At 72.3% G+C, this 19,189-nt stretch carries 21 protein-coding genes; 10 read left to right on the top strand and 11 right to left on the bottom strand.

Annotated elements, in window-relative coordinates; translation table 11 throughout:
- Positions 1 to 53 precede the first annotated feature (53 nt).
- Positions 54 to 983, bottom strand: coding sequence for an Ig-like domain-containing protein (locus ACFYPJ_RS34830; protein ID WP_389025608.1), 930 nt, complete (start codon positions 981 to 983; stop codon positions 54 to 56).
- A gap of 346 nt (positions 984 to 1,329) precedes the next feature.
- On the opposite strand from ACFYPJ_RS34830, the gene ACFYPJ_RS34825 reads away from it, so the two are divergent.
- Positions 1,330 to 1,797, top strand: coding sequence for a Rieske (2Fe-2S) protein (locus ACFYPJ_RS34825; RefSeq protein WP_389025607.1), 468 nt, complete (start codon positions 1,330 to 1,332; stop codon positions 1,795 to 1,797).
- Between the two features lie 3 nt (positions 1,798 to 1,800).
- Here ACFYPJ_RS34825 and ACFYPJ_RS34820 read toward each other — a convergent pair whose 3' ends face one another.
- Positions 1,801 to 2,445, bottom strand: coding sequence for a cysteine hydrolase (locus ACFYPJ_RS34820; protein ID WP_389025606.1), 645 nt, complete (start codon positions 2,443 to 2,445; stop codon positions 1,801 to 1,803).
- A 75-nt stretch (positions 2,446 to 2,520) separates the two neighbouring features.
- Here ACFYPJ_RS34820 and ACFYPJ_RS34815 point away from each other — a divergent pair, with 75 nt between their 5' ends.
- Entirely contained in the window at positions 2,521 to 2,988 is a 468-nt protein-coding gene (locus ACFYPJ_RS34815; RefSeq protein WP_389025605.1) for a pyridoxamine 5'-phosphate oxidase family protein, read from the top strand.
- 94 nt (positions 2,989 to 3,082) lie between these two features.
- Here ACFYPJ_RS34815 and ACFYPJ_RS34810 read toward each other — a convergent pair whose 3' ends face one another.
- On the bottom strand, positions 3,083 to 3,985 hold the full coding sequence (locus tag ACFYPJ_RS34810; RefSeq protein WP_389025604.1) for a LysR family transcriptional regulator: 903 nt from the start codon (positions 3,983 to 3,985) through the stop codon (positions 3,083 to 3,085).
- A gap of 74 nt (positions 3,986 to 4,059) precedes the next feature.
- On the opposite strand from ACFYPJ_RS34810, the gene ACFYPJ_RS34805 reads away from it, so the two are divergent.
- Positions 4,060 to 5,007, top strand: coding sequence for a DMT family transporter (locus ACFYPJ_RS34805; protein ID WP_389025603.1), 948 nt, complete (start codon positions 4,060 to 4,062; stop codon positions 5,005 to 5,007).
- A gap of 90 nt (positions 5,008 to 5,097) precedes the next feature.
- Here the strand turns inward: ACFYPJ_RS34805 and ACFYPJ_RS34800 are convergent, their stop codons facing one another.
- Positions 5,098 to 6,429: an aminotransferase class I/II-fold pyridoxal phosphate-dependent enzyme gene (locus ACFYPJ_RS34800; RefSeq protein ID WP_389025602.1), complete on the bottom strand. Its 1,332-nt coding sequence runs from the start codon at positions 6,427 to 6,429 to the stop codon at positions 5,098 to 5,100.
- A gap of 36 nt (positions 6,430 to 6,465) precedes the next feature.
- On the opposite strand from ACFYPJ_RS34800, the gene ACFYPJ_RS34795 reads away from it, so the two are divergent.
- Positions 6,466 to 7,146, top strand: a complete 681-nt coding sequence (locus ACFYPJ_RS34795; RefSeq protein ID WP_389025601.1) for a pyridoxamine 5'-phosphate oxidase family protein — start codon at positions 6,466 to 6,468, stop codon at positions 7,144 to 7,146.
- On the top strand, positions 7,146 to 7,778 hold the full coding sequence (locus ACFYPJ_RS34790; RefSeq protein ID WP_389025600.1) for an FMN-binding negative transcriptional regulator: 633 nt from the start codon (positions 7,146 to 7,148) through the stop codon (positions 7,776 to 7,778). The genes ACFYPJ_RS34795 and ACFYPJ_RS34790 overlap by 1 nt, the downstream gene beginning before the upstream one ends.
- A gap of 121 nt (positions 7,779 to 7,899) precedes the next feature.
- Here ACFYPJ_RS34790 and ACFYPJ_RS34785 read toward each other — a convergent pair whose 3' ends face one another.
- From ACFYPJ_RS34785 to ACFYPJ_RS34775, 3 genes are all read right to left on the bottom strand, one after another.
- The gene (locus ACFYPJ_RS34785) at positions 7,900 to 8,850 is read right to left on the bottom strand and encodes a DMT family transporter (protein WP_389025599.1); all 951 of its coding nucleotides are present in this window, start codon (positions 8,848 to 8,850) and stop codon (positions 7,900 to 7,902) included.
- Between the two features lie 176 nt (positions 8,851 to 9,026).
- Positions 9,027 to 10,025, bottom strand: coding sequence for a DMT family transporter (locus ACFYPJ_RS34780; protein ID WP_389025598.1), 999 nt, complete (start codon positions 10,023 to 10,025; stop codon positions 9,027 to 9,029).
- Positions 10,026 to 10,313: 288 nt separating this feature from the next.
- The gene (locus ACFYPJ_RS34775; RefSeq protein ID WP_389025597.1) at positions 10,314 to 10,952 is read right to left on the bottom strand and encodes a Clp protease N-terminal domain-containing protein; all 639 of its coding nucleotides are present in this window, start codon (positions 10,950 to 10,952) and stop codon (positions 10,314 to 10,316) included.
- A gap of 145 nt (positions 10,953 to 11,097) precedes the next feature.
- Here ACFYPJ_RS34775 and ACFYPJ_RS34770 point away from each other — a divergent pair, with 145 nt between their 5' ends.
- Together ACFYPJ_RS34770 and ACFYPJ_RS34765 are read left to right on the top strand one after the other, a co-directional pair.
- Positions 11,098 to 11,340 (top strand): hypothetical protein, encoded by a 243-nt coding sequence (locus ACFYPJ_RS34770; protein WP_389025677.1) that lies wholly within the window; start codon positions 11,098 to 11,100, stop codon positions 11,338 to 11,340.
- Between the two features lie 194 nt (positions 11,341 to 11,534).
- Positions 11,535 to 11,963 carry an SRPBCC family protein gene (locus ACFYPJ_RS34765; RefSeq protein ID WP_389025596.1) on the top strand — a complete coding sequence of 143 codons (429 nt, stop codon included), beginning with the start codon at positions 11,535 to 11,537 and terminating at the stop codon, positions 11,961 to 11,963.
- 223 nt (positions 11,964 to 12,186) lie between these two features.
- Here ACFYPJ_RS34765 and ACFYPJ_RS34760 read toward each other — a convergent pair whose 3' ends face one another.
- Positions 12,187 to 12,831 (bottom strand): PadR family transcriptional regulator, encoded by a 645-nt coding sequence (locus tag ACFYPJ_RS34760; RefSeq protein ID WP_389025595.1) that lies wholly within the window; start codon positions 12,829 to 12,831, stop codon positions 12,187 to 12,189.
- A 177-nt stretch (positions 12,832 to 13,008) separates the two neighbouring features.
- On the opposite strand from ACFYPJ_RS34760, the gene ACFYPJ_RS34755 reads away from it, so the two are divergent.
- The gene (locus ACFYPJ_RS34755) at positions 13,009 to 13,818 is read left to right on the top strand and encodes a PhzF family phenazine biosynthesis protein (RefSeq protein ID WP_389025594.1); all 810 of its coding nucleotides are present in this window, start codon (positions 13,009 to 13,011) and stop codon (positions 13,816 to 13,818) included.
- 117 nt (positions 13,819 to 13,935) lie between these two features.
- Here the strand turns inward: ACFYPJ_RS34755 and ACFYPJ_RS34750 are convergent, their stop codons facing one another.
- Positions 13,936 to 14,736 (bottom strand): CPBP family intramembrane glutamic endopeptidase, encoded by an 801-nt coding sequence (locus ACFYPJ_RS34750; protein WP_389025593.1) that lies wholly within the window; start codon positions 14,734 to 14,736, stop codon positions 13,936 to 13,938.
- A gap of 431 nt (positions 14,737 to 15,167) precedes the next feature.
- Positions 15,168 to 16,685, bottom strand: a complete 1,518-nt coding sequence (locus tag ACFYPJ_RS34745; RefSeq protein ID WP_389025592.1) for a glutamate--cysteine ligase — start codon at positions 16,683 to 16,685, stop codon at positions 15,168 to 15,170.
- 558 nt (positions 16,686 to 17,243) lie between these two features.
- On the opposite strand from ACFYPJ_RS34745, the gene ACFYPJ_RS34740 reads away from it, so the two are divergent.
- Positions 17,244 to 17,828, top strand: a complete 585-nt coding sequence (locus ACFYPJ_RS34740; RefSeq protein ID WP_389025591.1) for a hypothetical protein — start codon at positions 17,244 to 17,246, stop codon at positions 17,826 to 17,828.
- 413 nt (positions 17,829 to 18,241) lie between these two features.
- A complete protein-coding gene (locus ACFYPJ_RS34735) occupies positions 18,242 to 18,433 on the top strand; it encodes a DUF5999 family protein (RefSeq protein WP_389025590.1) in 192 nt (63 codons plus the stop codon).
- Positions 18,434 to 18,445: 12 nt separating this feature from the next.
- Here the strand turns inward: ACFYPJ_RS34735 and ACFYPJ_RS34730 are convergent, their stop codons facing one another.
- Positions 18,446 to 19,078 (bottom strand): potassium-transporting ATPase subunit C, encoded by a 633-nt coding sequence (locus ACFYPJ_RS34730; RefSeq protein WP_389025589.1) that lies wholly within the window; start codon positions 19,076 to 19,078, stop codon positions 18,446 to 18,448.
- Positions 19,079 to 19,189 lie beyond the last annotated feature (111 nt).

The raw sequence follows: 19,189 nt of genomic DNA, 5'->3' as shown, positions 1-19,189 counted from the left end.
CCGACCCGTCGCACCACTGGGCCGACGGCGGCCGGGCGCGGGGCGGCGGCCGGTCAGGACGGGTGGGTCGTCAGCTGTCCCGTGGCGCTGCCCGTCAGCCACTGCGGCCAGGCCACGTTGTAGTCGGCGTACCCGTTGTCCCCCGCGGCCTTGCCGCGCGGGGAGCCCGAGACGGTGACCGGGTCGCCCTGTTCGACGTAGCCGTAGAACCATTTGGCGTCGGCGCCGGACAGGTGGACGCAGCCGTGCGAGCCGTACGAGTGCCCCGGCTTCGGGTCGCCGGGGGAGTAGTGGACGTAGGTGCCCGAGGCGGTGAGGTGGACGTCCCAGGGAAGCGTCAGGTCGTAGAAGTCGGGGCTGTGCTTGTCACAGCTGATGCGCACGCTGCAGGACGTCATGTGCACCTTGCGCTGCTTGTCGATCACCGCCATGGTGCCGTCCCAGGAGGGCCAGCTCGGGCTGCCGGCGTCGATCGGCATGGTGCGCACCAGTGTGCCGTCGCGGTAGACCTTCATGGTGTGGCCGGGGACGTTCACCTTGGTCTCGACGTCCGCTCCGACGGTGAAGGCGTGCTGGTAGTCGTGGGTGCCGTAGCGGCCGTTCCCGTCGCCGACCCCCTTCAGCCGGGCGTCGAGCGTCACGGTGGTGCCCGACGGCCAGAACGCCTTGGGGCGGAAGTCGACGCGGGTGCCGCTGAACCAGTGCCAGGCGCCGGTGACCGGCGTGGACGTGGTCACCTTCAGATGCCGCTCGACCGTGGCGCGGGCGGACGTGGCCACCGGTTTGCTGAAATCGACTGAGATCGGCATGGCCACGCCGACGGTGCTGCCGGGCTCGGGAACGATCGTGTTGAGCAGCATCGCCGGGGGCGGCGGCTTCGTCGGGACCGGGCTCGCACTCGCGTAGGCCGTTGCCGAGGGCCCCGAAGCCGCCGAAGCGGAGCCGCCGCCACCGGCACCGAGCCCGGTGACCAGCAATCCCATGACACCGGCGGCACCGGCCGTTCGCGCTATCCGATTGATGTTGATGTTCCTGCTCCACTCGCGTCGCTGCATATTCAGGGGAACGTGGCCCCGGTTTCCTAAGTTGCCATATGACAGTAAAGATAGTGACTTGGCTAGGTTACGCAGACGCCAAGAACCGACCGTATTGGACTGGTTACCGAACGCATTTGACCAGCGCAGCGGGCGGGGTGTCTCACCGCGGCGGCCCCGGAGAGGCAAGCCGGAGCCTCGTCCGCGGCCGTCGCGCCGGCCGGGTCTGAACACGCGGCGCCTGTGGGCCGTACCCCTGAGCGGTTCACCACACAGTTCCGCGGAAGGGAATCCCATGACCAGTGCATCCTCCGAGCCCACAGTGGGGCCGGCCCGCCGTACCGTCATGACGGCGGCAGGAGCGGCGGGGCTCGCCGCCGCGTTGACCGCCTGCGGTTCGCAGGACGGTTCCGGCTCCTCCGACACCGCCCGTGCCGCCGACCCGCAGGGCGGCGGGGACGGCGCCACGGGCGGTGGCACCGTGCTCGCGAAGACCTCCGAGATACCGGAGGGCGGCGGCAAGATCTTCAAGGACCGGGGCGTGGTGGTCACGCAGCCGACGGCGGGCCGGTTCAAGGCGTTCTCGTCGCAGTGCACCCACCAGGGGTGCGCGGTGGGCAGCGTCTCCGGCGGCGCGATCGTCTGCCCGTGCCACGGCAGCGAGTTCTCCGTCACGGACGGCGCGGTGCGGCGCGGCCCCGCCACCCGGCCGCTGCAGACCCAGGACATCACCGTGTCCGGGGACGAGATCACGCTCGCGTGAGGCTCAGCCGCCCCGGCCCGGTCGCCTGAGACAGCCGAGCACCTCGTCGGTGGTCACGACCGTGGCGACCAGGGCGAGGGTGTTGCGAATCATCGCGGGGGTGTAGTCGGCGGGCACCCCCGCGATCGCGTCGGCGGGCACGACGGCGGTGTAGCCACGGTTCACCGCGTCGAACACCGCGTTGGGGATCGCGACGTTGGCCGAGACACCGGTGACGACCAGGGTGCGGCAGCCCAGGTTGCGCAGCAGCGCGTCGACGTCGGTGCCCTGGACGGGCGAGAGGCCGTGCAGCCGCCGTACGACGATGTCCTGCTCGGCCACCTCGATCGGCGGCGCGACACGTACCGCGGCGGTGCCGGACAACTGCTGGACGGGGAGCCGTTCGGCGGCGCGGAACAGCCGGGCGTTGCGGCTGGCGCCCCGCCCGTCCGGGCGGCGTTCGGCGACGGCGTGGACCACCTGGACACCGCTGTCGTGCGCGGCGGCGACCAGCCGGGCGACCCGGTCGAGGGCCCCCGACGAACGGGCCTGGGCGGCGAGTTCGGGCAGCGCGCTGTCGGGTCCCACGACGCCCTGCTGGCATTCCACGGTGAGCAGCACGGTGGTGGGGGGATCGAGGAGTTCACGGAGCCGTTCGTGCGACGGCACGACGCCCCCTTTCGCTCGGGTGCGGGGCGGGCGAGACTAACCAGCATTGCCCGAGAGGGGAAGAAAGGGGGCCGTATGACTGTCGCGCAACGCCGGGGCCGGAGAATCATGATGACGCCCGGTGAACTGGACGAGTTCCTCGCCGGCCAGCGCACCTGCCGGGTCGCCACCGTCTCCGCGGACGGCGCACCGCATGTGAGCGTGCTCTGGTTCGCCTGGGACGGCACCTCGTTGTGGCTGTATTCGGTGGTGCGCAGCAAGCGATGGACCGATCTGTGCCGCGATCCGCGGGTGGCGGTCGTGGTGGACGCGGGCGAGGAGTACGGGCAACTGCGCGGCGTCGAGCTGTCCGGCACCGTGGAGTTCGTCGGCGAGGCCCCGCGCACGGGCGAGCTGTGCGCCGAACTCGACACTCCGGAGATCCTGTTCGCCCGCAAGAACTTCGGCCTCGACGAGATGCCGTACGACGGCCGGCACGCCTGGATGCGACTGACCCCGCACAAAGTCGTCTCCTGGGACTTCCGCAAGATGGGCTCGGCCTAGGACCGGGCGCGTAGGACCAGGCGTGGCCCCGGAGCCCCTCCGGGGTTCAGCGCATCGTCTCCGGCGTTCAACGCATCGCGTCCGTCTCCGGCGTTCAGTTCATCGTCCGGGCCACCGTGCGCAGCGCCTCCACCGCCGCCCTGATCGACGGCCGGCGGTCGGCGTCGGCCCGCCAGACGACGTACACATGACGGCGTACGCGCTGCTTGAGCGGGACGGTGACGACTCCGGGCGGTACCGGGGTGCGGCCCAGGCGTGGGACGATGCACACACCCAACCCGGCGGCGACCAGACCCAGTTGGGTGTGCGTCTCGGCGGCACGGTGGCCGAGGATCGGTTCGACGCCGCGGGAGCGCAGCGTGAACATCAGCCACTCGTGGCAGAACTCGCCCTCGCCCCAGGTGATCCACTCGTCCTCGGCGAACTCCCCGAGGTCCACCTCCGTGCGCCCCGCGTGCCGGTGGCCCGCGTGGACCGCGACATCGGCGGGATCGTCCAGCAGGGGCGCCTTCACCAGCCCGTCGGGCACCGGCATCGGCTTGTTGTACCAGTCGAGGACGACGGCCAGGTCGAGGTCACCGCGCACCACCCCGGCGACGCCGTTCGCCGGTTCCAGTTCGCACGAGCGGATCCGCAGCGCCGGGTGCCGGTCGCGCAGGGCCGCGAGGGCGGTGGGAAACAGACCGCGGGCGGCGGTCGGGAACGCGGACAGCCGGAGTTCGCCGACCACCTGACCGCGGTGCGCCTCCAGGTCGGACTGGGCCAGCTCCACCTGGGAGAGGATGCGTGCCGCGTGCTCGGTGAGCAGCCGCCCCGCGTCGGTGAGGCGCACGCCCCGCCCGTTCCTGGCCAGGAGCTGCTGCCCGACCTCCCTTTCCAGCTTGCCCAGTTGCTGGGAGACGGCGGAGGTGGTGACGTGCAGCGCCTCGGCCGCGCCGCTGACCGAGCCGTGCCGGGCGAGGGCGTCGAGGGTGCGCAGGCGCTCCAGGTTCAACATGTAAGCAAGGCTAATAGGTAGCTGGTGAGAAATTTCGATTGTGCTACGAGGTCGGCTACCGCATCGTTGCGTCCATGACAGCCGCCTCCGCCCCTCGCACCGAGGCCCGGCCCGCCTCCGCCGCGCGCGCCCGCCCCGACTGGCGCCTCCGGTTCGGCGCCCTGTCGCTGATCTGGGGTTTCAGCTTCCTGTTGATCAAGGTGGGGACGGACGGATACGCGCCTTTCCAGGTCACTCTGGGCCGGCTGGTGTTCGGCACGGCGGTGCTCGTGGCGGCGATGGCGGTGAAGCGGGAGCGGCTGCCGCGCGGGGCGCGCGTCTGGGTGCATCTGACCGTCGCCGCGTTCCTGCTGAACGCCCTGCCCTTCTCCCTGTTCGCCTACGCGGAGCTGACCATTCCGTCCACCTTGGCCGGCATCTGCAACGCCACTTCGCCGCTGTGGGGCATGGCCCTGTCCCTGGTCGCCCTCTCCGAGGACCGCCCGACGCGGCTGCGGGTCGCGGGGCTCGGCCTCGGCTTCCTCGGCGTCCTGACGGTCCTCGGTGCCTGGCAGGGCTTCCACGGGCTCGACGCGACGGGCACGGCGATGGCCCTGCTGGCGTCGCTCAGCTATCCCGTCGGCTGGATCTACGTCCGCCGCACGCTGACCGGGACGGGCCACTCGCACCTGTCGATGACGGGCGCGCAGTTGTCCCTGGCCACCGTCCAACTGGCCGTCGTCACCCCCCTGTTCACGTCCTTGCCGGGCCGTTTCCCGGTGGTCCCGCTGCTCGCCGTCGCCGCCCTGGGCGCGCTCGGCACGGGGCTGGCCGTCCTCGTGCAGTACGGCCTGGTCGCCGAGGTCGGCCCCACGACGGCTCAGATGGTCACCTACTTCATCCCGGTGATCGCCACCGCCGCGGGCGTGGCGGTCCTGGGCGAGTCCCTGCACTGGACGACGCCGGTCGGGGCGGTGATCGTGCTGGCGGGCGCCGCCCTCACCCAGGCCCGCCCGAAACCCGGCACCACCCCTGACCCTTGAGCCCGCCCTCGACGAACACCGAGGCCGTCCCCGCCCCTTGAGGGCGCTTCTGATCTTTGAGCCTCCCGCGGCCCGCGCGTCCCGGGCCGTCTAGACGTAACTCCGGGAGCGCACCGGCGCCAGGGCCGCCGCGACGGCCTCCGCCAGAGGGACGGTCTCCTCCGCGGTGAGGGTGGAGACGGTGATGCGCACGGCAGGCGGCGCGGCGAGACGGAAGGGGGCGCCCGGGGCGACGGCCCAGCCCGCGTGCAGCAGACGGGCGACCGCGCCGGTCTCGTCGGGGACGGGGAGCCAGACGTTCATGCCGCTGCGCCCGTGGGCGCGGATCCCGCGTTCCGCGAGCGCGTCGGTCAGCAGCTCCCGGCGGGCCCGGTAGGCCGCCGCCACCGCGGGTCCGTCCACCGCGCCATCCGTCCACAGCCGGACCACGGCCCGCTGCAGCAGCCGGCTGACCCAGCCCGGTCCCAGCCGCTGCCTGCCCCGCACCCGGTCGACGGTGACCGGGTCACCGGTGAGGACGGCAAGCCGCAGGTCGGGGCCGTACGCCTTGGCCACCGAGCGGACGAAGGCCCAGTGGTCGGTTCCGCCGGCCAGGGGGTGCAGCGGCAGATCGACGATGCCGTGGCCGTGGTCGTCCTCGATCAGCAGCGTCCGGGGGTGCGCGCGCAGCACGGAGCGCAGGGCACGCGCGCGTGCGGCGCTGACCGCGGCGCCGGTGGGGTTCTGCGCGCGGTCCGTGACGATCAGCGCACGCGCCCCGGACTCCAGGGCGTTGCGGAGGTCACCGACGAGCGGCCCGTCGTCGTCGACGCCCACGGGGACCGTGCGCAGTCCGAGCGCGGGCATCAGGTCCAGGGTCCGGCCCCAGCCGGGATCCTCCACGGCGACCGCGTCACCGGGCCTGAGATGGGCGACGAGGACCCGTTCGACGGCGTCCAGCGAACCGGACGCCACGTCGATCGGGCCGTCCGGCACCCCGTCCGCGTCGAGTTCGCTCCGGGCGATCCGGGCCAGGGCGGGCTCCACCGACTCGGCGCCGTACAGGACGGGTTCCCCGTCCCCCGCCGCCGCCACCGCCGCCAGGGCGGACGCCAGCGGCGGCAGCAGCGCGGGGTCGGGATTGCCGCTGGACAGGTCGCGCACTCCGGGCGGCACGGTCACGTGCAGCTGCTCACGGCCGGTCGTGGCCGGCTTGGGCCGGATCCGGCTGCCCCGGCGCCCGGCGGTCTCGATGACCCCGCGCTCGCGCAGGGTGCGGTAGGCGGCGGCCACGGTGTTCGGGTTCACGCCCAGGCGGACCGCCAACTCCCGCATGGGCGGCAGCAGTCGGCCCGGCTCCAGACGGCCGTCGCCCACCGCGCGTTCGACGCTCGTCGCGATCTCCGCTGCGCCGCGGCCTTCGATCGGATACTCTCCTAGCACAAATGACATTATGCACTAGTGCAATGGAGACCGCAGATGCAGGGGCCCCAGCTGACACCGCAGCCCGCCGCCTACCCCGCGACCGAGCGCACCGTGCCGACCCGTTCCGCGGACCGTGCGTCGTACGACCACGACGTGGTGCACGCGATACTCGACGAGGGTTACGTCTGCCACCTCGGCTTCGTACGCGACGGCGCACCGGTGGTGCTGCCGACGCTGTACGCCAGGGTCGGCGAACGGCTCTACGTCCACGGCTCCACCGGTTCGCGCCCGCTGCGGATGACCGGGCAGGCCGATCCCGGGCTCCCGGTCTGCCTGACGGTGACCCACGTGGACGGCCTGGTGCTGGCCCGGTCCGCCTTCCACCACTCGATCAACTACCGCTCCGTGGTGGTGCACGGCACCGCACACGAGGTCACGGACCCCGAGGAACGGCGCCTGGCCCTGGACGCGCTGGTCGACCACGTCGTCCCGGGCCGCGCCGCCGACTCCCGGCCCGCCAACAGGAAGGAGCTGGCCGCCACCGCGGTGATCCGGCTCGACCTGGAGGAGGTCTCCGCCAAGTACCGCACCGGCGGCGCGGACGACGAGCCCGAGGACCTGGCCCTGCCGCACTGGGCGGGCGTCGTACCGCTGCGCAAGGGCTACGACGCCCCGCTCCCCGACGCCGGCCTCGCACCCGGCACGGAACTCCCCGGTTACCTCAAGGCCCTGTGATGCTGATCCACCCCTGGGACGCGCCGCGGGACGACACCGAATGGCAGACCTGGCTGGCCGCGCACGACTTCGGCCAGCTGGCCGTCAACGGCCTGCCCGGCGAGCCGCCCACCGTCCAGCCCCTGCACTTCGCCTACGACGCCGAGCGCGCCGAGGTCGTCACCCACTTCGCCCGCCCGAACCCCCTGTGGGCCGCGCTGGAAGCCGATCCCCAGGTGCTGCTGAGCGTGGTCGACGACTACGTCTACGTCCCCGGCCCCTGGCAGGCCGCCCCGGGCAGCGCGGCCGAGCACGGCGTCCCGACCAGCTTCTACGCGGCCGTCCAACTCCGCTGCACGGCTCATGTGGTGGACGATCCCGCCGAGAACGCCGGCCTCCTCAACCGCCAGCTCGCCCATTTCCAGCCCGCGGGCGGCTCGGCCCGTGCGACGCCGGACGGGCCGCCGTACGGCAGGATGCTGCCCGGCATCCGCGGACTGCGGCTCGAAATCACCGGCGTACGGGCCAAGTTCAAGTACGCGGGCCAAAAACCCGAGGAGGTCCGGGAGCGGATCGCCTCGGGACTCGCGCAACGCCGGGGCCCGCGCGACGAGGCGGCGCGGGAGCACCTGATGCGTCGGCGGAACGGCTGAGTCCCGGCGGCTACCGGGCCCTCGGGAGGCTGGTTCCCCAAGAGGAGACCGAGTCCCCGAGGGGAGACCGGATCCCGTGGGAAAGCCGTGCCTTACGGCCTCGAAGCGCGGCGGCCCCGGCTCAGGCCAAGGCAGGTTCGCCCTCCGTGCGGCGGGCGTCCCGTGCCTCCGCCGCCGCGAGGCCGCCCACCGAGCCCAGCATCAGGAGGGTGCCCGCCACGGTGGCCGCCGTCAGGTGCTCGCCAAGCAGCGTGACCGCGAGAACCGCCGCGCTCACCGGCTCCAGGAGCATGATCACGGAGACGGTGGCCGACCGCACCACGGCGGCGCCCGCGAAGTAGAGGACGTACGCGAGCGCCGTGGGGATCGCCGCGATGTAGACCAGCAGCCACAGGACCCGCGCCGGATGGGCGGTGTGCGGGACCAGGCCGTCCGCCAGCGCGAACGGCAACAGGCACAGACTGGTGACCGCGAACGCCCACACGGTCGTACCGGAGCTGTCCGCGCCGCCGTGGCGGCCCCACCACCGGGTGAGCAGGGTCATCGCGGAGTAGCCGGCCGCCGAGGCCAGCGCGAGCAGCACCCCCGAGGGGCGCACGGTCGCGCCGCCGCTGCCGAGCGTGAGCACGGCCAGCCCGGCGAGCGCCCCCGCGACGGCGGCGGCCCCGGCGCGGCCCAGCCGCTCCCCCAGCGCGAACCGGGCGCCGAGCGCGATGAGGACGGGCCCGGCGCCCAGGGTCACGACGGTCGCCACGGCGAGCCCGGTGGCGGCGACGGCCGCGAAGTACGCAGTCTGGAAGACAGCCAGGCCGAGGCCGGTCGCGACCGCCTTCACGACCTTGCGGCCGAGCGGTTCGACGACGGCCGGACGGGGGCCGCGGCGCAGCAGCCGCCCGGCGAGCAGCAGCACGAGCCCGGCCGCGCAGCGCCAGAACGACAAGGTGACGGCGCCCACGTCACTGGCCCGGTAGACCAGGGAGGCGGCGGCGCCCGCGGTGCCCCAGGCGGCACCCGCGACGGTCAGATAGAGCAGGCCGCGCCCGACGGGCAGGCCGAAGGAAGGGTTCGACACGAATCTTCTCCGCAGATGTCCAGAAGTACGGAAGGCGACCCGCTCAGGCGGGGCGCGCGGACTTCATCTGCGGGCAGCACCGTCCGGCCCGGCGAGGTGCCGGGCCTGGTCCCGGAGGCCCGCCTCAGGCGGCCGGAGGCGGAAGGACGAGTGCGTTCGTCTGCATGTCCGGCACCCTACGCGGCCGTTCGCCGGACGGCCAGTTCGCGTTCCGCGGCCGAGCCCGCCGCGGGCTCGGCCATGTCCCTGGCGGGCGTCGACGACTGCGCGATGAACGCGCCCACCAGCACGACCGCGCCGCCGGCCAGCTGCGGCAGGGACAGGTGCTCGCCGAGCAGCACCCAGGCGAGCACGGTCGCGACGACCGCTTCGAGGCAGGCCACGACCCCCGCGACCGGCGGGGAGAGGCGGCGCACGGACAGCACGCCGGTGATGTACGCGACGACCGTGGCGACCAGGACGATCCAGACGAGCAGCGCGATCGCCGGCACCGTGCCGCCGTTCATCCGCGCGCTGCCGGTGAGCACCGTCCAGTCCATGGTCCAGGGGCGGGCGACCGCGGTGAGGACGACGGCGCCGGCGAGCAGGCCGTAGGCGATGACACCGAGCGGATCCGGCGCCTCGGCGCCCGCGTCGCTGCCCTGGTCGGACAGGACGAAGTAGCCGACCTGGCAGCAGGCGGCGCCCAGGGCCAGCAGCAGCCCGAGGGCGTCGAAGCTCAGGCCCGACCACACCTCGACCACGCAGGCGAGGCCGGCGGCCGCGAGGACGACGCCGAGCGCGGCGGCACGGGTCACCGGCCGCCGCTGCACGAACCGCACCCAGCCGAGCACCAGGGCGGGGGCGAGGTACTCGATGAGAAGCGCGACACCGACCGGGATACGGGAGAGCGCGGCGAAGTAGCAGGCCTGGACACCGGCCACGGCGAGCAGCCCGAATCCCGCGAGCAGCCCCGGGCGGCGACGCAGCAGCGCGCGATGGCGCACGGCGAACGGCAGCATCACCGCGGCACCGCCGGCCACCCGCAGCCACACCACGTGCAGGGGATCGAGGCCCGCCTCGATCAGCGGCTTCGCCGCGACACCGGACCCGCCGAAGGCAAGCGCCGAGCCGAGCGCGAGGCCGAGTCCGACGCCCTTCCCACGGCCGCCCGGCCCGCTCTCAGAGGTACGCACCGAGCCATGATGACATGCGGCGACATGACCGTCACCCCTGTTGACACCTGTCTCGCCGGGCGGATGGAAGCAGTCGCGCCACCGCACGGTCCGCACGCCGCGCAACCCGCCCGCCCCGCACCTCCCCGGAATCCCGGGGATCCCCTGAATTCTTGGAGTTCTCCGGATTCTTGGAATGCTCGGGATTCTTGGAAACCCCGGAATCGAGCGGCCCGCGCGCCCCGGCCGTCCACTGGGCGCGCACCGGCGGGCGCCGTCCGCCCCACGTGCCCAGCGGGCCGCGCCGGCTCAGCAGGGCGCCCCGCCGTCGGCCGCGTACTTCCCCGAGCGGCCGTCGATCCGCGCGAACACGCCGGGCACGTCGACCCCGGCGCGGCCGAGCACCTCGACGGCCCGGGACTGCGGGTCCGCGACGATGGCCGCGAGCAGATCGGTGCAGTCGGCACGGCCGGCGCCCCGGAGGGCGGCCCGGGCGACGGCGCACCGCATCGCGGTCGCGGCCAACGGCGACCAGCCGTCCGTCTCCTTCGCGTCGAGACCTCTCGTATCCGGGCCCAGGGCAGGGCTCTTGAGGTCTGTTCCGGTCAGCCCCGGACCCGTCAGTTCCGCGGCGCTCACCACGGCGATCGGGCCCGAGTCCTCCACGGAGTTCTGCCAGCGCAGGCCGTAGCCGATGCTGCGCTGCACGAGGTAGCCGAACAGGCGGGCGTTCTGCGGGACGTCGCCGATGACGGCGCGCACGTCCGGGCCGGACTCCAGTAGCGAGTGCAGCAGATGGGCGGTGTCGACCTGCCGGTCCCCGTCCCGGACGGCTCTCCGGCGGGCACCGGCGACCACCGCTGCCAACTCGGCACTGAGTACGACGTCGCCGCCCGCACGGTCTGCGCCCAGGTCATGGGCGGGCTGGCGGGGAACACGAGGTTGCACATCCCCTACCCCATCAGCCCCGCAGGCCGGAGTCATCCCCGGTGGGGAGCATTTCGGCGTCCCACACAAAGTGGACGCCGCCGGCCGGAATCTCCTCCTTACGGAGGAGATCAGGCCGTTTTACCCGCGAGGGGCGCGCGTCGCCTTGCCCCGCGCCCGGCAGGAAACCGCCGACGCGCCGCGGCACGTCCACAGGAACGTGGAGAGCGGGTGCTGGCTGGTGGCCCTGCCGGCGATCGACGGCAGGCAGTACGTGTACCGGGTGTACGCCCCGGCGGACGCACTGCCCGCCGACCTGTTCTGGGACGCGTGGCACTGCCACGACGAGAGCAGGCTTCCGCGCGCATGGGACCTGTTCGATGCGGCGGTGATACGGCGGGTGGGCTGATCCGGGACGGTCGGCACCGGCCCGGGTCGCCCCGGCAGCCCCGGAGTTCTGGTAACCCCCGGCATCCTGACAACTCCCGGCTCCCCGGGCGGTAGCACGGCCTCCGCATTTTCTGACGGTTCATCAGTATTGAATGTTTGCGGCCCTGCGGCTACGTTCCGCGACACCGTAGCCCGACACGAAGGGGTGGTCGCATGGCCGAAGTCAGCGCGGAAGCACGCATCCAGGCACCGGCCGAGAAGGTGTGGGCCCGGCTCACGGACTGGTCGACGTACGGAGAGTGGAACGCCACCCACGCCAGTTTCCCCAAGGGCGGCCCCGCGACCCTGGCGGTGGGCGGGACTTTCCAGGAGAACATGAAGCTGATGGGCTTCCCGGCGGAGGTCGAGTGGACCGTCGAGGAACTGGAACCGGCCCGGGTGTTCGCCATTCGCGGCAAGGGCCCGATGGCGGTGACCGTCGCCACCCGCTACACCCTCGCCCCCGAGGGCGAGGCCACGACGGTCCGCATCGACGGCGAGTTCACCGGCGCCGCCGTCTCACTGATGGCAGGCAAGCTGAAGGATTCGGCGACCGCCGCCCTGACCGAGTCGCTGCGCAAGCTGGAGGGACTGCTGACCTGAGCGATCGCACGGACGCGCGGATGGCGCCTCGCGGAGCGCTCCACGAGGCGCCATCCGGAGCTTCTCTGCGCCTGCCACGCCTTCCCGGGGCTCGCATCCCGGTCTTCGGGCCCCGAGCGCGCGCCACACCGGCGGCGACGGCTCGCCGGCCCAGTCCGCAGACCGTTCCGGCGCTCAGCGCCCAGAACCCAGAACCCAGAACCAAGAACTCATCACACAGCGCTCAGCGCTCGTCCTCGTCGGCGAGGATCAGATACAGCCGCTTGCGGGTCTCGTTGATGAGGGCCAGCGCCTTGTCGCGCTGCTCCTTGCTGCCGGACCTCCACACCTGGCCGAATGCCTCCATCAGCCCGAAGCCGGCCTGCCGGATCTCGCCGAGCGCCTCCCAGTCGACCCCGCGCGACGCCTCCTCCCAGGGGGCGTCGGGCCCTTCGTCGGCCGCGGTGCGACCGGTCCCGGTGAGCGAGAACAGCTTCTTGCCGCCCTCGCTCTCACTGGCGATCAGCCCCTCGTCCTCCAGTAGCTGAAGGGTGGGGTAGACCGAGCCCGGGCTGGGTTTCCACGCCCCGCCGCTGCGCTCGGCGATCTCCTGGATCATCTCGTATCCATGCATCGGCCGGTCCTTGAGCAGGGCCAGGATCGAGGCCCGCACGTCGCCGCGCCGGGCCCGGCCGCGCGGTCCGCCACGCCCTCGCGGGTCCCAGGGCCCGGGTCCGAAACCGGGGCCGCCCGGCCCGAAACCAGGTCCGAAACCGCGCCCTCCGGGCCCGAAGGGGCCGAAGGCCGCCCGCCGCCCGCCGAAGCCGCCCCTGCTGCGCCAGGAAGCGCCGTCCTGCCGGTGTCCATGCTCGAATCCGTGGCTGCGCATCGCCATCACTCCATTCGGTCGTTGATCTGTCGCGATGCCTCAACGATATATCGGTAGAGTTGGTACGGCAATCCCCCTTGGACCTCCGCTTCACCGCCGGGTCCGGCACCGGAACAGGGCCAGGATTCGCGGATTGGCCGTGGCCCGCCGGGCGCCCGGGCCTCTAGCGTCGGCGCCATGCGCATCCGAATCGTCGACGCCTTCACCGACCGCCCCTTCGCCGGCAACCCGGCCGGAGTCATGCTCCTCGACGCCTTCCCCGGGGACGACCGCCTCCAGGACATCGCCAGAGAGGTCAACCACGCCGAAACCGCGTTCGCCCACCGGCTGCCCGAGGGCGGTCCGGCCGACTGGGCCCTGCGCTGGTTCACCCCGGTGACCGAGGTCGCGATGTGCGGCCACGCCACGCTCGCCACCGCCCACGTCCTGCACACCACCGGCGCCCACGACGGGCCGGTGCGCTTCGAGACCCGCAGCGGCGTGCTCGTCGCGACGCCCGGCGCGGACGGTTCGATCACCCTGGACTTCCCGACCGCCCCGCTGACGGCCGTCGCGGTACCGGCCGGCGTGGCCGGGGCACTGGGCGCCGAGCCGGTCGCGGCGTTCGACACCGGTCCGCAGGTCGGCGACCTGCTGCTGGAGCTGGCCGACGAACAGACCGTCCTCGCCCTCTCCCCCGATCACAAGGCGCTGGCCGCGTACTCGGCGCGGGGCATCATCGCCACGGCGCGCGCCGCGGATCCGGCCCGCGGCTACGACTTCGTCTCCCGCGGCTTCTTCCCGAACGTGGGCATCGACGAGGACCCGGTCACCGGCAGCGCGCACACCGCTCTCGCCCCCCACTGGTCCGCACGCCTGGGCCGCTCCGACCTCACCGGCCTGCAGGCGTCCCGGCGCTCCGGGACGGTCCGTACCGGGCTGCGCGGCGAGCGCACGCTGCTCACCGGTCGCGCGGTCACCGTCATCGACGGCGAGCTGCTGGTCTGAGGTCCCCGCGCGGGGACCTACGAGGATCCATGCGCGGACGTCGGACAGGGTGCCGGTCCGAGGTCCCCGCGCGGGAGCGTACGAGGCGGGGTACGCCTCACCTCCAGGCGGACCGGTTCACGCCGTGGGCAACCATCCCACCTTTCCCGCGAGCAGCGCGTATCCCACGAACGCGCCGATGTCGAGCAGGGAGTGCGCCACCACCAGGGGCCCGACCCGGCCCCAGCGCCGGTACAGCCAGACGAAGACCACGCCCATCGCCATGTTCCCGATGAAGCCGCCCACGCCCTGGTAGAGGTGGTAGGACCCGCGCAGTACGGAACTGGCCAGCAGCGCGGCGCCCGGGGTCCAGCCCAACTGACCGAGCCTGCGCAGCAGATAGCCGACGACGATCACTTCTTCAAGGATCGCGTTCTGCAACGCGGAGAGGACCAGGACGGGGTACTTCCACCACACGTCGGGCAGCGCCTCGGGCACCACCGTGAGGTTGAATCCGAGGCCGCGGGCGGCCAGGTAGAAGGCGATCCCGGTGCTGCCGATCACCGCCGCGACCCCGGCTCCGCGGGCCAGGTCGGGCAGGCGGCGGGTGCGGTCGAAGCCGAGGGTGCGCAGGCTCTCGCCCTCGCGCAGGAGGAGGTGCGCGACGAGCGCGACGGGGACGAGCGCCGTCGCGATGCCGAACATCTGCCAGGCCAGATCCAGCCAGGGGCGGCCAGGCGCGGCCGAGGGGTTCAGGGTCGCGGCCTGGTCCTTGAGGCCACCCGGTTTAGTGACCGATCCGATGAAGCTGATCAGCGCGGACACTCCGCTCGCACCGAGCGACAGCCCCAGTACGAGCAGCGTCTCGTCCCGGAGAATCCGCCGCGGAGACCGCCTCCACGACACAGAACCGGCCTCCGGGTCCGCCTCCACCTGCACACCTGCCTCCAGTTGAGTGATCCCGCTCCACGCTCATCTTCGCCCAGCCAGGGTCCCGGCAGAAGCAGCGAAGATCGTGCGCGGCAGGCGGCCGGCGGACGCCGTACGGGTCGTATCTGCCCCGGGCCTGCCCCGCGGCCGGTTCCCGGGAGCGAGGTCCGCCGAGGCGGGCGCCACCGGCCTGGGATGTCACAGCTTGCCCGATCCGCATCGGACGGGCGCGGGCGACCCTCGCACCGCTTCCGGCGGCAGCGGCGTGCGTGCCTGAGGAGACCACCCGGCGGAGGCGATCGTCGGAGGTCACGAGCAGGAGTGACCGGCAGAGGTCACCGGCAGCGGGACCTTCGGAGGCCACCGGGCGGGACGGTCCCGGCGCTCGATGGTCCCGCCCCTCGTCCGGCCGGCCGGTCCGTGCCCGCCCGCGGCCCCGCTCAGCCGAGCGTGGCCGGCTGCGGCAGCCCCACCGGCCAGCTGTGGACCGGCTCGCCGACGTGCATCAGCTGGGCGTAGCGGCGGGTCGTGGCGGCCAGGGCGGCTTCGCGGGACATGCCCTGGGCCAGCGCCTGGTGGAAGGTCGCCGCCTGCCAGGAGGCGCCGTTGACCCGGCGCCGGCAGCGCTCCTCGATGACGCCCAGGTAGACGTCCCGGTCGGCGGCCTCGACGCCCCATGCGTCCAGGCCGGCCGCGGCCAGCGGGAGCAGTTCGTCGCGTACGAGGGTGACCGCGTCGACCTCTCCGGTACCGCCGTAGCGGCCCCGTCGCGGCCAGACGAAGCGGGCGTCGATGCCGTACCGGCAGGCGGCGTCGAAGTTGGCCTCGGCCGCCTCGAAGGACATCCGGGTCCACACCGGCCGCTGCTCCTCGGCGAGGGCGCGCACCAGACCGTAGTAGAAGGCCGCGTTGGCGATGACGTCGGTGATCGTCGGGCCCGCGGGCAGGACGCGGTTCTCCACCCGCAGGTGCGGTACGCCGTCCGCGATGCCGTAGACCGGGCGGTTCCAGCGGTACACCGTGCCGTTGTGCAGGACGAGTTCGGCGAGCCGGGGCACGCCTCCGGCGTCGAGCACCGCCAGCGGGTCCTCGTCGTCGCACATCGGCAGCAGCGCCGGGAAGAAGCGCAGGTTCTCCTCGAACAGGTCGTAGGCAGAGGAGATCCACCGCTCGCCGAACCAGGTGCGCGGCCTGACCCCTTGGGCCTGGAGTTCCGGCGGGCGGGTGTCGGTGGACTGCTGGAACAGCGGCGGCCGGGACTCGCGCCACAGTTCGTGGCCGAACAGGAAGGGCGAGTTGGCGCCGACGGCGATCTGGGCGGCGCAGGCCGCCTGCGCGGCGTTCCACACGTCCGCGAAGCGCGCCGGGGTGACCTGGAGGTGCAGTTGTACGGAGGTGCAGGCCGCCTCGGGCACGATCGACTTCGAGGTGCAGACCAGGTGCTCCACCCCCGCGATGTCGAGGAGGAAGTCCTCGCCGCGCGCGGCCACGATCTGATCGTTGAGCAGCGCGTAGCGGTCGGCCTCGGAGAGGTTGGAGGAGACGAGGTCGTCACGTCCGAGGGTGGGCAGGATACCGATCATCACAATGCCGGCATCCACCTCTCCCGCCTTCCGGTCGGCGTATGCGAGCGAGGTACGGAGTTCTTCGGCTAGCCGGTCGAATACCCGGCCGCCCAATCGGTGTGGAGCTATGTTGACTTCCAGATTGAACATGGCAAGTTCTGTTTGGAAATCGCGGCTCGCGATACGTTCAAGCACTTGCCCATTCAGCATTTTGGGCATGCCGTCCGGCCCGGCGAGATTCAATTCGATCTCTACGCCCATGAGGTTCTTCGGGCGGTCGAACCGCTTCTCGGCCAGCAGTCGCTCCAGTCCCGTCAGGCACCTGGCGAGCTTTTCTCGGTGGCGCCGGCGCTCGGACAGGTCGAACTGCCCCGCAACGACCTTCTCCCCCATCGAAGCGTCCCTCCTCGGATGGGCGGGCCGAGCATGCGGCCGCCGGTGGTACCGGGTCAGGTTGGATGATGCCCAGCCGAAGCGATTGATAACGCCCCACGCGGCCCCGGCGCCCGCTAGTCTGTCGTTTGTGGCCTGCGGCACATTCACGGGGCATGACGGAGCCCGTCGCTCCGAGTACCCCTCGGGCCTCGTGAAAAACGCCGACGACATTCGGCCGACCGCACGGGGAGCGTATTCCGAGGTCAGCGGGGGCGGACCGGGCGAGAAATCGGCATGAATACCGCGAATCGGCGACCGATTAACGCCTTGCGTTATTCACCGGCAACGGTTAGCTGAAACATCGGCTGAACATTTGTCGTATAAACTCCACCAACAGGCAGAAGGCTGGCGCCCGCGGTCCCGATACCTGCCGTCAAGGTGACGTGCCGGCAGGTTCTCGCCCGTACGTCGCTCACCGACCCGGGCCCCCGCCTCTCTGACCTCCATCGAGCTGACAGCGTCGTCCGCCCCCGCCCTCGCGCCCTCGCGCCTGTCGAACGAGAGAGGCGACCCACCATGCCGCTGCAAGTACCCCCTGCCCCCGCGCCCGCACTGCGCTCCGTCCTCACGGCCCTCGGTTCCCCCACCGCCGTCCGTGAGGCACCGACGCCCTCCCTGCGAAACGCGGAGGAACCCACCACCGCGGAACTCCCGCTGCCCGTACACGTGTTGGACTCGATCACCGAGGAGGGCAGGTCGGCCACCCGGCTGACCGGCTGGCGGTTCCTGATTCGCTCCGGCGGCCGTTCGGTGGCCGCAGCGGAGACCATGCTCACCGCGGACGGCTGGGCGTTCTCGCGCTTCTTCGAGGGTCCGTACATCGCATCCACCGAACTCGCGCTGCGCCAGGCCGAGGCACTGCCCGAGACGTACCAGCCGCGTCTGCTGTCCGTTCCGGGCCTGTACATGCTCACGCTGTGGCTGCACGGGGACTGCGCGGCGGACGGCGCCGAGGGCCATCCGGCCGCCACCGACCTGCTGGTGCCGCTGGCACCGGCACCGCCCGGGATCGCGGCCCACCGCCCGCACCGGGTGGCCGAACTGCTGCCGGTCCTCACCCTCCGGGTGACCCCCGGCCCGCTGCTCGGCTCACCCGCCTGACCGCCCCGTCCCCACCCGCGCCCCGCCTCCGCCGCCCGGAGGCGGGGCGCGTCTCTCCCTTCCGGTGCCCCGGTCGGGCCGCTGAGCAGGCCGGACGACGTTCGCCACGGCGGCGGCAGCACCCGCAGAGGAGCACCGCGTGCGGTGCCCCGGCGGCGCGGACGACGGGCGGCGCAGGACGGCCTTTCCGGCAGCGTCCTCCGCTTCGCGGGCCAGGACCAACCAGCCGCGGGGGCCGCCCGGTTGCCACCCGCCGGCGTTGAACCATACGCGTGCGCGATGCGTCATCAACCCGTGAAGAAGCGGTGCGGTGAAATCCCTGCGAAGCGACGCCCAGACGGGAAAACTGGATTCCGACCGACTCATCATCACGGGGGCCAGCCATGACCACGACACAGCGAAAGATCCCACCCATGTGCCAGCACCAACCAGCCTGTCCGACCGCCGAGTCCGCCGACCGGGAGTCCGCCCGCCTCGTGGCGCACCACCCGGAGCAGGGCTGGAGCCTGCTGTGCAACGGCGTTCTCCTCTTCGAGGACACCGGTGAGCTCCTGCCCGACGGGCAGGTCATCGCACCGCACCGCCAGGTGATGACGGCCGCCTGACCGGCCGGATCCTCAGCGCCCCTCGGCCAGTTCCCTGACCGCGATGTTGAGCCGGAGCACGTTCACCCTGGGCTCGCCGATGAACCCGAGGGTGCGGCCGGAGGTGTGCTCCGCGACGAGCTTCTGCACCTGGGCGACGGGCAGGTGGTTGCGTTCCGCGACCCGGTGCACCTGGATTTCCGCGTAGGCCGGGGAGATGTCCGGGTCCAGTCCGGAACCGGACGACGTCACGGCTTCGGCGGGCACCTGGGCGGGCCGTACCTGGTAATCCGGCGTGGAGTTGTCCCTGACGACCTTGGCCTTGGCCTGCTCGACCGAGGCAACGAGTTTCGGATTGTCGGCCGCGAGGTTCGTCGCGCCGGACACCAACAGCTTGTACTGCGTGTTGACCGTGTTGGTACTCAACCCGTTCGCCGGACGCGGCTGGAAATAGTCCAGGCTGTAGCCCTGCTGCCCGATCAGGGCGGAACCGACGACCTTGCCGCCCGCTGTGATCTTCGAGCCGTTCGCCTTGTCGTCGAACAGCCCCTGGGCGATCCCGGTGATCACCAGCGGATAGCCGACGCCGGTCACCACGGTCAGCACGATCAGGGCCCGCAGCCCCGCACCCAGCAGGCGTGCGGTCTTGCCCATGGACGAGTTCATGATGCGTCACCCGACCCCGGGGATGAGGGAGATGAGCAGGTCGATGATCTTGATGCCGATGAAGGGTGCGATCAGGCCGCCGATGCCGTAGATCCCGAGGTTGCGGCGGAG

Origin of the sequence: Streptomyces sp. NPDC006012 (assembly GCF_042871185.1) — a bacterium.
GTDB lineage: Bacteria > Actinomycetota > Actinomycetes > Streptomycetales > Streptomycetaceae > Streptomyces.
The sequence above is the reverse complement of the archived record's forward strand: the minus strand, read 5'-3'. Positions and strand labels throughout refer to the sequence as shown.

Coding starts and splice junctions, on each gene's coding strand:
- ACFYPJ_RS34825 (WP_389025607.1), top strand. CDS start 1,330: ATGACCAGTGCATCCTCCGAGCCCACAGTGGGGCCGGCCCGCCGTACC.
- ACFYPJ_RS34815 (WP_389025605.1), top strand. CDS start 2,521: ATGACTGTCGCGCAACGCCGGGGCCGGAGAATCATGATGACGCCCGGT.
- ACFYPJ_RS34830 (WP_389025608.1), bottom strand. CDS start 983: ATGGGATTGCTGGTCACCGGGCTCGGTGCCGGTGGCGGCGGCTCCGCT.
- ACFYPJ_RS34735 (WP_389025590.1), top strand. CDS start 18,242: ATGTGCCAGCACCAACCAGCCTGTCCGACCGCCGAGTCCGCCGACCGG.
- ACFYPJ_RS34765 (WP_389025596.1), top strand. CDS start 11,535: ATGGCCGAAGTCAGCGCGGAAGCACGCATCCAGGCACCGGCCGAGAAG.
- ACFYPJ_RS34730 (WP_389025589.1), bottom strand. CDS start 19,078: ATGAACTCGTCCATGGGCAAGACCGCACGCCTGCTGGGTGCGGGGCTG.
- ACFYPJ_RS34805 (WP_389025603.1), top strand. CDS start 4,060: ATGACAGCCGCCTCCGCCCCTCGCACCGAGGCCCGGCCCGCCTCCGCC.
- ACFYPJ_RS34790 (WP_389025600.1), top strand. CDS start 7,146: ATGCTGATCCACCCCTGGGACGCGCCGCGGGACGACACCGAATGGCAG.
- ACFYPJ_RS34745 (WP_389025592.1), bottom strand. CDS start 16,685: ATGGGGGAGAAGGTCGTTGCGGGGCAGTTCGACCTGTCCGAGCGCCGG.
- ACFYPJ_RS34760 (WP_389025595.1), bottom strand. CDS start 12,831: ATGCGCAGCCACGGATTCGAGCATGGACACCGGCAGGACGGCGCTTCC.
- ACFYPJ_RS34755 (WP_389025594.1), top strand. CDS start 13,009: ATGCGCATCCGAATCGTCGACGCCTTCACCGACCGCCCCTTCGCCGGC.
- ACFYPJ_RS34810 (WP_389025604.1), bottom strand. CDS start 3,985: ATGTTGAACCTGGAGCGCCTGCGCACCCTCGACGCCCTCGCCCGGCAC.
- ACFYPJ_RS34795 (WP_389025601.1), top strand. CDS start 6,466: ATGCAGGGGCCCCAGCTGACACCGCAGCCCGCCGCCTACCCCGCGACC.
- ACFYPJ_RS34740 (WP_389025591.1), top strand. CDS start 17,244: ATGCCGCTGCAAGTACCCCCTGCCCCCGCGCCCGCACTGCGCTCCGTC.